Raw genomic sequence first — 10,065 nt, 5'->3', positions numbered from 1 at the left:
AATGTAGTTAGTAAATAGATTAGAGTTATTGGGTTATGCAAAAAATCAATAAACACTCTTTCTATATTATATATTTTTTATTTATTTCCCCGTCTAGTAATTTTCCCTATTCTAAATAATAATAATTAATCAACATTATAAAAAAATTTATCTTTAGGGAATTTAATATTAGGAATCCATAAAGGTTTTCCATTCCACCCTTTATCTACTCCACCAAGAACTCTATACATTGTTAATACAATTATATTGTGAAATTTATCACCTAATTTTCTATCTGTTGGTGATAATAAGGTCCCAGTATTTTTCCCAATATTTCTATCTTTTCTTATAATTAAAATTGCCTTTTCTTTATCTTCATCAGCTAAGGAATTAATACAATCAATATACTTTTCCTTTGGCCAATCATTTTTAACATCAGAATCGCAATATTGAATTATTTCTTTTAACAAATCAATGTCTGTTATTTCATGGAATTCTTTATCATCAAAAGAACTTAATATGTTATCTATCTTTGACGTATTTTTTTCTTGAGAGAAACTTGGGAAGTGATTAACCCCACCAACAATAATGTTCAACTTAGTTTTATCAATAATATTATTTCTTGTCGGTGTAATACCTTTAGGATAGACAAGATTTATATTATTTATATCATTATTTTGGATATATTCTATCATTGCGCTATTTGCATAATTTAATTCAGAGAATAGCTTAAATAAGCTCGGAGGTAAAAACACTCGAACTAATCCAGGATCTCGATCATATCCAAAAGCACGACTATGCTGCCAATATGTGTCAGCCTGTGGTTTTTTCGATTTACGACAATAATAAGTTGTTTGTAGATTCGGGAATGTCACACCTCTACCAATAGCATTCCCTCCAATAATAATATTGATTCCTTCTTCAAAATCATCTTTATAAGTATTATTTGAGTTTACTGTAATAATATTTATTTTTTGATTTTCAAGAATATTTAAAATGAATTCATAACATTTATTAAAATTTAAGATGTCAGGTTTAGTTTTTACTAAATTACCCCAAGCATATTTAAGCGAATCCTTAAATAAATCTTCATTTCTAATCGCATATAAAAGGTCATTTAAAGATTCGCTGATCTTATTTGCAATAATTTCATGATCCGAAATACTTACACTAGGATGAATTAGAAAAGAACAAGATTTTTTATTATCTACTAAAAATAAATGAGCTGATGCAATAAGAAAGCTAGCAATAGCCATTTGCATCCCTTCAGGAAGATGTGATTCTTCAATTCTCAAATCTTTTAATTCCTCTTCACCTGTGTATTGAATAGGATAAGGAACAATTATTTCATCATTGATATCTTGAACCCTATAAAAAAAATCACCTCCCAGGTATCCTTCACCTGGCTGAAAATAATGCACAAATTCTGGCCGATATCCAGTTAATGCAGATTGTAAAAATAATGATTGAGGTGTTGCAGTGACTTGAAGATAAAAACTACTATTCCCAAGTTTTCTTATTTCTGAAATTTTATTATTAATAGTACTAATATTTTTTTTATTAACTTTAGTATTTAGACTTGCCGCATCACTTTCATCATCAACAATAAAAATTGCCCTACCGAGCAAAAACTTTGATGAAATTAAATTATTATACCAAGAGCTTAGAGTTTTAGAATTCTTCTTTAAAACTAGTATAACGGGCCTTCTCATTTCATTTTTTATGAATCGTATATCATCTGACTCATCACAAATACAAAAAGTATCTAATGAATTGAGAGCTCTAGCTAAAGTTTGTTTTTGTAGTCTAACATTATCTGTTGTTAAAATAATAAAAAGATCAAAATGGTGATCTGCTGCTGATGCAATTACACCTAACATATGTCCTGTTTTTCCGCTCTGAACATTTCCCAATAATAAGCCAGTACGATGACTATTAAAGTCAAAACAAGCTATATGGTTAGGGAGTATTGCTGTAACAGACCTATCTATATCTTTTGCAATACCTTTAGAAAAGTTTTGTTCTATTAATTTAATATAATTATTATAATGTTGCATTTTTTACTTTCTCTCATTACTCCGGCTCAAAATCCAAAAACCATTCATTATTTTTAATTAAACTCATTTTAATATGTGATGTACCATATTTGGCTAAGACCTCATCTGTTACCATTTGGCCTACTTTCAAAACACCAGCATTTTCTAATCGGCCTTTTAACCATTTCCCTAAAATAGTTAACTTAGGTGTAGAACGAAAGTTTTTATTATTTGTTCCACTAATTTTACATTCAAATTGGTAACCATCATCAGTAATAACTTTAATTACATTTTTAGGATAATTTGGTAAACAAGCAATTTTTTTAGTTACAATTAACTCTACCTCATACCAAGACCTATTTTTTATAATACCTGTTTTTTTATTTTCTCGTCCCTTTCCAAAACAAGCATTAATGTTGCTAGATGCTGCTTTTTCAGCGGTAGATATCGGAATGTAGATAATTTCCTTTTTTGATATTTTACTTTTTATATGTTGAACAACCTCATCATTGATTATGTTAACATCAGGTAATCCATCTAATAAATTATTTACTTTTTTAAATCCAGGTAATTTCAAGTCAGGTGACGATAAATCAGATGAAATTTTTGATAGTGATGAAATAAAGCTATTAATGTTGGTATTAATAGCTTTATCTTCTATTAAAAGATCAACCTCATACTGCCTAATAGGTTGATGCAATAAAATATTACTCATATTAGAAGAACCAATAATAGAGATACTATTATTCTTTTTATGAAAGGAATAGATTTTTCCATGAAATGGAAAGCTTGTGACTAATTTCACACATCCTAACTTATTATCCTTCAAAAATTTTTCCATTTCTTTAGCAATTGCATATTGTGAATATGTAAAATAATCAAAATAATGCATCCCAATTATTATATTACAAAAAGGTTTACCATTTTTGTAAATAAAATTAGCAAGGTGATTTAAAGAATCCTCTGAAATATAACCAACTGCTATATCAACTTGTTCACAGTTAGATAATAATTCATCAAACTTTGAACTAAATGTATTATTTTCAGTTCTCAATGGTTGTAGATTTGAAGTTAATAATTCCATTATAACCTTCTTCCCGTTAAATATTTTTATTATTAATAGTATCAAATAATAACCGTTCTCTAATCGACATTTTTTTCAGCTTAATACTGATTTTTTCTAAATCCTCATATTGATAATTATTCTCAAATAAAGGCAATAAAGCTTTTGCTAGTGCATGAACCCCGTGAGGGGGCACTGCATTACCAATTTGGCGACGTACTTCTACATTATTACCAACAAAATAAAAGTCATCAGGAAATGACTGTAATCGAGCTCTTTCCCTATTAGTTAATGGTCTAGGTTCAGGGTAATGATATCCCCACGTTCCCCCTCCGCCTGCTGCAATAATAGTTTTAGATGGTTCGTTTCTGTTAATTCTTCTATATACATGACTTATCATACCTTTCACATAAAGAGGATGTTCCTTAGGAATATCCGTAAAATTACCTCCTTCTGGAATTAATTTTAACATTTCAACAGTTTTAGGTTGAACATTCATGTATTCATTATTACTTTTAATTTTTTCAACACCTTCTAATGCTTTCCCTGCTGTAACAAATGGTAATAAATGTTCTTTATTACCATGAGTTGGTGAAGGATGAATAAAATTAAACCCAGTATCTTTACGAATACCAACTATTAGAACCCGTTCTCTAAATTGTGGTACACCATACTCCGCAAAATTATACAATTGTACTTTAACTAAATACCCAGGTGCTATACTTTCAAAATCTTTAATTATCGTATCAATTGCCTTGTACTTATTAGCACTAAGTAAACCTTTTACATTTTCAGCGACAAAGGCTTTTGGCCTCTTTGCATCAATAAACCTTAAAAAGCTTTTATATAAATTTCCTCTCTCTCCATTCAACCCTGGTCTTTTCCATATAATGGAAAAATCCTGACATGGAAATCCACCTAAAATAAGATCGCAATTAGGTATACTATCATCTGAATATGGATCAATTAACTCAATATCTCCACAATGCATTACATCCCCAAAATTATGAATGAACGTTTCCGCAGCCCATTTATTGAAATCATTAGCCCATACAGTTTCATAACCACATTGATGAAAACCTAAATCTAACCCGCCACATCCAGAGAATAATGATACAATTTTAGGGATTGCAATTTTTTTCACTTGTTTCACTTTATAACCTTCTATATTCATACATGCATTCAAAGTATGATACAGTAAACAACTGTTTATTAATACAGTGAATGCATATTTTATGTTATATCTATAATAACCGTTTTTATAACTTAATAAAATTTTCAAATACAAAAAACACTTGCTGGATAAACACAATATTCCTCCGGCACACATTTCCCATCATAATCTTCATTAAAACTCTCACCAGTATGATAAACATAGCCACTAGAACAGAATGTGCCACCCTGTTCAAGGGCAATATCACGACCATACTTTTCGTAATCAAAGTAGTTAGCTAAATTTCCCAGTTCTTTCAAGTGGTAACAACCGCTTTCTTCAATCCAGTAGAAACCTAAATCATATTCATCGCTTACATTCAACAAACATTGAAAACAATCTAAGTTATCAACTAAGTTAATAAGATCTGCAACCGATTGAACATGCCCACCAATATCAATAACTGCTTCATAAATTTCAATGTCATTACTACTCAGCTCTTCAAGTCTGGAAGCTAAATAGTTAAGCTCATTAAGATTGCTGTATTCCGAAATATAATCCGATATGCCACTAACTGATGATTCATAATCAGTTAAAAAGAACTCTTCATATTGAATACCATCAATACCAATACGCTCAAGACATTGAGTAACATGCTCAGACGTTGTTGGCAAAGCAAGCCATTCACCGACTAGCTCTCCTGCGTTATATTTACCTAAATTGGTGATAAAAACTGAAATCGTACTCGAACCCACCTCAGTAGATTCCAGACATGACGATGCATGAGGTAATGTTTGCATAAACACTCCTTTTTATAATTTTAAACAGTATTATTAATTTGATAAGGAATTTAAAACTTGTTTTAGATTAGAGATTGAAAAAGCTGTTTTTACATGAAAAACAGCTTATGAATATTATTAAATATAGAGTTGTTTTAAACTAATATAGTTCAATTAATACAAATATTAAGCTAGCATATAGATTGCAAATTTTTTATTTAGTATTAGCTACCATATATTTTTGTCTTAAAGCTGCAACATAAAAACATGCAGGAACCGTCACTCTATATGCAGGTCCGGCAATATCAGATACTAACCATAAACCACTTATTGTCCAGCCAATTGGCCCTGTTAATAAACCAAATATTGGTAAAGTTCTAGGAACAAATGTGGTTCCTGCTGAAAGCACTAATTTACCGACATTAAAACCTAATTGTTGTAAAATAGTAAGAGTCATGAAGTTCCACATCGTGGGGTTTGTCATTATCGAGCTTTGAATACTCATCATCAGTATTGATGGTGTTATCTTTGCACTGATGCAACCTAATTCAGTAGCTAAATTTTGCAATTCATCTTTACTCATTTTCTCTAGTGATTTTTTCAAAACTGACATTAACAATGCATGTTCAATAGTTTCAATTGCTACATTTTTATCGATATTTGCTTTTACTTTTTTACATACATCGATTAATATTTCACGATAAAGTACGCCTCTTCTTCCTCTCAATAAGGTCATACCTGAATGTGCTCCAAAGGTTTGAAGCTCAGCAGCAATAAGATGCCAATAAACTTGAGGATTCTCACGATTAAATAAATATTCAGTCGTTCCTGTCAATGTTTGAGTATGACGTTCATTGCCATCTTTGGGGTCAACAGTTAATATTGACACTAATAAGCCTAAATCTTCATTACTACATTTTGATAAAAATTCCAGATCAGAATCTGAACGGTATGTCGCCATTTTTATTCCCTTTTTATGTCTACATTTATTTAAAAACGGATTGAATAATTTTGTTTATTGTTCCACCAACAACAACTGTTGTGGCAAAACCACTCACTAGACGAATACCTGTCGTCATATCACTAAATTCTTCATCATCTTTTAATGAATCATGTGCTTTTTTTTGAACTGCATAAATCGCTGCAACAGTTAAAATCACACCACTGGTTATACTCATTAGTTTAAACATTTATATTTCCTCTTTTTAGTTTTCAATATTATTTGTTATATTCGTCAATTGCCTTAAGATATAAATCAATAGTAGTCTGGAAGTTAGGTAAGCACTGAAAAAATGATTCACTAGTAATAATACTTAGAATTTTTTCATCAATATCAAATGACTTACTACCACTCACTGCAACGTTCATGACGTTTTGATAAGAAAAAACGCTGAGTTTTTTATCAACTATTCCAGTCAGATACCATTTCTGCTGAAAATAAATTAGCCTATAGAGTTGATAGTCGTGATATTGTTGATTGTTTTTATCAACAAAATGTAAACTTTTACGTTGTATAGCTGCTTTTGTTAACGTTAAGAAACTCCCAAAGGAAGTAATTATTTCTGCTGGTGGTGGGGTATAGACTATAAATGGTGAAATAACATTGCCAGATAGTACAGCGATCAATTCTTTATCAAATGAAGGGAATAAGCGATCTATATAAGTTATCTTAGCTAGTTGTAAAATGTCGTTCACCGTTTTTCGTGAACCTGTCTGATTTTTAGATAAATAATAATGTTTATCTTCTCGTACAATATCAAGACATCCTAACCGTTCATGCAAATCTCGATAAATCGTTCTTTCATGAACACCAAATTCATCAGCTAACTTAGATAAAAATAATCGCTCACCTAAAAATAACCTATTAATTATAGAGCTACGCCGTATTCCCAATGGGTCATGATTATCTTGTGTTGATTTCATTGTTGTTATTCCCTTTAAAACATGATTTATGTTTAGTTATCTCGATTTTCTTCTTGAGATTGTTCATAAAGATGTTTTTGACGCATATAGGCAACAATTATGCAAGATGGAATAGTCACTCTATATGCAGGCCCTGCAATATCAGAAACTAACCATGCACTACTTACTACCCAACCGATAGGGCCAGATATAACCTTGATGGCTTGAGTTAAAAGGATATAAGCACCAAATGGTGCTGTAACACCGATAAAACGCAAAATGCTCGCTAAAACGGTAGTTGCTAGTTGATAAGCGGCAAAACCAGAAAATTTTACTGATGTTTGTAATGCCATCATAACTAATTCTGGGGTGGGATTAGTTAACTTCATTCCCATATCACGAACAAATTGAGTTAATGCTTCCTCAGACATTTGTGCTATAGAGTCTTCTAACATTTTCATTAGAAGATTCATTTCTATAATTTCAATTTCTGCATTTTTGTTATAATTAACCTTCATCTTATCGCAGACATCAGTTAAAACTTCCCTATAAGGAACACCTTTATTTCTACGTAAGACATTCCTTATGGTGCTACCGCCATAAGTTTGTAACTCTGCCGCAATAGATTGCCAGTAGGATTTATGATTTGGATAGTATTTTTTATACTCACTATCACTAGTTAATGTTTCAGTGTAACGAGCACATTTATCTTTTGGATCAATAGTTAATACATCAACTAGTAATTTTAAATCCTCATTAGCACTTTCTTTTAAAAACACCAAATCAGGGTCAGAACGATATACAGCCATATATTTCTCCTTTAATTTTTTAATCAAGGTAAATTTATGCTGTATAGCGTGATTGACAGGTTTTGTCAAAGAAAACAAAAAAATGAGAAAAATGGATTAATTGATTATTTTTTGAACGCAATTAAATATTCAATGATTTATAGCTTATCTGTTTCATAAGGCATGATGAACTCAGTTTGAATTAAGTCTAGGTAATCAGCCCACCACTGAACCATTTTCTTACGCTCTTCAATATGCTGTGCTTTATGAATATAAGCTGCCCTTACTCCATTACGTTCTTAATGACTCATTTGTCGTTCAATTGCATCTCGTGACCAAAGATTCGACTCAACTAATGTGCACTACAAGCCATAGTTCTAAAACCATGTCCACAAAGTTCTGTTTTAGTATCGTAGCCAATTGAACGTAATGCTTTATTAATGGTATTTTTACTCATGGGTTTTCTCGGTGAATGATCGCCAATAAATACCAGTTCATACATTCCAATGATCTCATAAATTTGTTTTAAAATCTTAATGGCTTGATTACTTAATGGAATCAGTTGAACGTGAATTGGATCTTTCCGGTTCGGATTTATATCTTGTCGCTTGCCATACTTGGGATATCATTGGTGCAAAAAGCGTCGGGTGGCATGGTGCGATGGTACTTAGAAAAGGTAATGCAATTCTTGACGTAGGACCTCAGCCTGATGTTATCGGTGAAAATTTATTATTGGTTGCAGATAAAATAATAGAGGGTTATAGCGATAGGAGCGCGAATAAGTATGCCGTTAATCCTGCCGATTCGTCCAGAGATGTTGTATAAATCAGGGCGTAATATCGCCGTTAGTTACGCATACGGCCATAGCGTGGTTTTATTGAACAAATCGAACTTTTTCCCAACGGCAGGATTAGATCACGCACAATTTTGATAATGCAGGTAGTTCCGTGGCAAAGCAGAAGGACAAAATCACCGACTAGAAGACCTATAACAAACAAATCCCTTACCCATCGTGGCTCAGTTAGTTTCTGGCTGGACGCCGAAGCCATTCAGACGTGGTACGAGTCAGCCACGCCATCATCGCGAGGAAGACCTCTGCGTTATTCAGACCTTACCATAACGACTGTTCTGGTAATTAAACGCGTATCCCGGCTTACAGTAGGTTATAAAAGTGCCACTCAATTTAACCTAGAGTATAGGTAGCTATTTGGAAATCCTCCTCATAAAGATATCAAAAATCTTCAATAAAAAAATTATATTTGCGTTATCAGGCAAGGGATCGCCAGAAATTTATTTTTCGCCCATTCGCAAAACAAAAGAAAATATTAAATATTTTAATATGATTTAGCTATAAGTTAATATTGATAAAGTTAATATTAATAGACTAAATCTTAGCAAAATATTAATTGCACTATTAACTAAATAGATATCTTGCACATAAAAAAATAACAACTAAAATAATTCTTCTATATTTTATTAAGGTCCATTTATATGGAAGAAATAGATTTAAACAAAAAAGTAAAAATAAGGTTCAGTCAAGCACTAAAAAAACAGCGGTTATCAATAACTGAGGATGCTAAATGGAATACATCATTATCACATAAGCGATTCGATCTACTAATAAGTAAAAATGGTTATCCATTTGTTATCATAGAGATAAGGGATAATTTAAAAAACTCAGTACAGAGTCAAATAGCAAAAGAATACATTCGTTCAGCTTTAGCTATAACAAATGCCGAAATCGGAATAATTACAGACAATAAGCAATTTTATTATTGTGAAAAAGACACTAATTTTTCTAAATGCTCTTTTAATAAAATTATAGCGAGAATAACCTCATATAAATTAAATAATATCTCTAATCATGAAAAAGAAAAAATAATTAATATTTTTAATGAATCAGCTCATAGATATTTACCTGATAATCAAGATATCTTACGTTTAGTTAATGAAATACAATCTAATTATATTAAATTCGATAACAGTTCAAGAACATTTTCTTTTATTGATAATAAAGATAGATCATTTGAAAATCAGTTATTTTCTTCTTTGTTAGGAAAATTTAATATAAAAAAAGTATGTCGATATACATCATTCCATTCCACATTTAACATGATACAAAACTTGTCTTTTCCTATGAGTGGACTAGCAGGAATGAATGATAAATCAGAAGTAGATTATGTAGAAAGATATTTAGATACAAACATTAATAGTTTACCAATAACTAAACGAAAAAAAGATTATTTTATCAATTTGAACAATAAATATATAACATCATGTTCCAAATACGATAAACAAGATAACTTAACGTTCTGGAGATTATATGGTGATGAAGCTAAAGGTACTTGCTTAATATTTGATGTTG

The 10,065-nt window shown here is 31.0% G+C and carries 10 protein-coding genes and 2 pseudogenes; 3 read left to right on the top strand and 9 right to left on the bottom strand.

Features of this window, described 5'->3' with window-relative positions; translation table 11 throughout:
* Positions 1-125: 125 nt before the first annotated feature.
* The 9 genes and pseudogenes from A9G11_RS11045 to A9G11_RS14825 all read right to left on the bottom strand — a co-directional run.
* Positions 126-2,036: a Z1 domain-containing protein gene (locus A9G11_RS11045; protein ID WP_065619671.1), complete on the bottom strand. Its 1,911-nt coding sequence runs from the start codon at positions 2,034-2,036 to the stop codon at positions 126-128.
* A 16-nt stretch (positions 2,037-2,052) separates the two neighbouring features.
* A complete protein-coding gene (locus A9G11_RS11040; protein WP_065619670.1) occupies positions 2,053-3,099 on the bottom strand; it encodes a restriction endonuclease PLD domain-containing protein in 1,047 nt (348 codons plus the stop codon).
* Between the two features lie 16 nt (positions 3,100-3,115).
* Positions 3,116-4,252, bottom strand: coding sequence for a DNA cytosine methyltransferase (locus A9G11_RS11035; RefSeq protein ID WP_065619669.1), 1,137 nt, complete (start codon positions 4,250-4,252; stop codon positions 3,116-3,118).
* A gap of 104 nt (positions 4,253-4,356) precedes the next feature.
* Complete coding sequence (locus A9G11_RS11030; RefSeq protein ID WP_065619668.1) at positions 4,357-5,031, bottom strand: antirestriction protein ArdA; 675 nt, start codon at positions 5,029-5,031, stop codon at positions 4,357-4,359.
* 193 nt (positions 5,032-5,224) lie between these two features.
* Positions 5,225-5,971 (bottom strand): DUF3944 domain-containing protein, encoded by a 747-nt coding sequence (locus A9G11_RS11025; RefSeq protein WP_065619667.1) that lies wholly within the window; start codon positions 5,969-5,971, stop codon positions 5,225-5,227.
* Positions 5,972-5,996: 25 nt separating this feature from the next.
* Positions 5,997-6,200, bottom strand: a complete 204-nt coding sequence (locus A9G11_RS11020) for a hypothetical protein (protein WP_065619666.1) — start codon at positions 6,198-6,200, stop codon at positions 5,997-5,999.
* A gap of 28 nt (positions 6,201-6,228) precedes the next feature.
* Positions 6,229-6,933 (bottom strand): hypothetical protein, encoded by a 705-nt coding sequence (locus A9G11_RS11015; RefSeq protein ID WP_065619665.1) that lies wholly within the window; start codon positions 6,931-6,933, stop codon positions 6,229-6,231.
* A 32-nt stretch (positions 6,934-6,965) separates the two neighbouring features.
* A complete protein-coding gene (locus A9G11_RS11010; RefSeq protein ID WP_065619664.1) occupies positions 6,966-7,721 on the bottom strand; it encodes a DUF3944 domain-containing protein in 756 nt (251 codons plus the stop codon).
* Between the two features lie 137 nt (positions 7,722-7,858).
* Positions 7,859-8,262 (bottom strand): annotated as a pseudogene (locus A9G11_RS14825) (tyrosine-type recombinase/integrase); the annotation flags it as partial.
* Between A9G11_RS14825 and A9G11_RS11005 the strand changes: the two are divergent.
* The 3 genes and pseudogenes from A9G11_RS11005 to A9G11_RS11000 form a co-directional block, all read left to right on the top strand.
* A complete protein-coding gene (locus tag A9G11_RS11005; protein WP_065619663.1) occupies positions 8,253-8,525 on the top strand; it encodes a hypothetical protein in 273 nt (90 codons plus the stop codon). The pseudogene A9G11_RS14825 and the gene A9G11_RS11005 overlap by 10 nt on opposite strands.
* A gap of 108 nt (positions 8,526-8,633) precedes the next feature.
* Positions 8,634-8,861, top strand: a pseudogene (locus A9G11_RS14090) (transposase); the annotation flags it as partial.
* 330 nt (positions 8,862-9,191) lie between these two features.
* The coding region (locus A9G11_RS11000; protein WP_141674418.1) for a type I restriction enzyme HsdR N-terminal domain-containing protein at positions 9,192-10,065 on the top strand (874 nt) is incomplete at its 3' end.

It is taken from the genome of Gilliamella sp. wkB108 (assembly GCF_001690195.1).
Lineage (GTDB): Bacteria > Pseudomonadota > Gammaproteobacteria > Enterobacterales > Orbaceae > Gilliamella > Gilliamella apicola_L.
The sequence above is the reverse complement of the archived record's forward strand: the minus strand, read 5'-3'. Positions and strand labels throughout refer to the sequence as shown.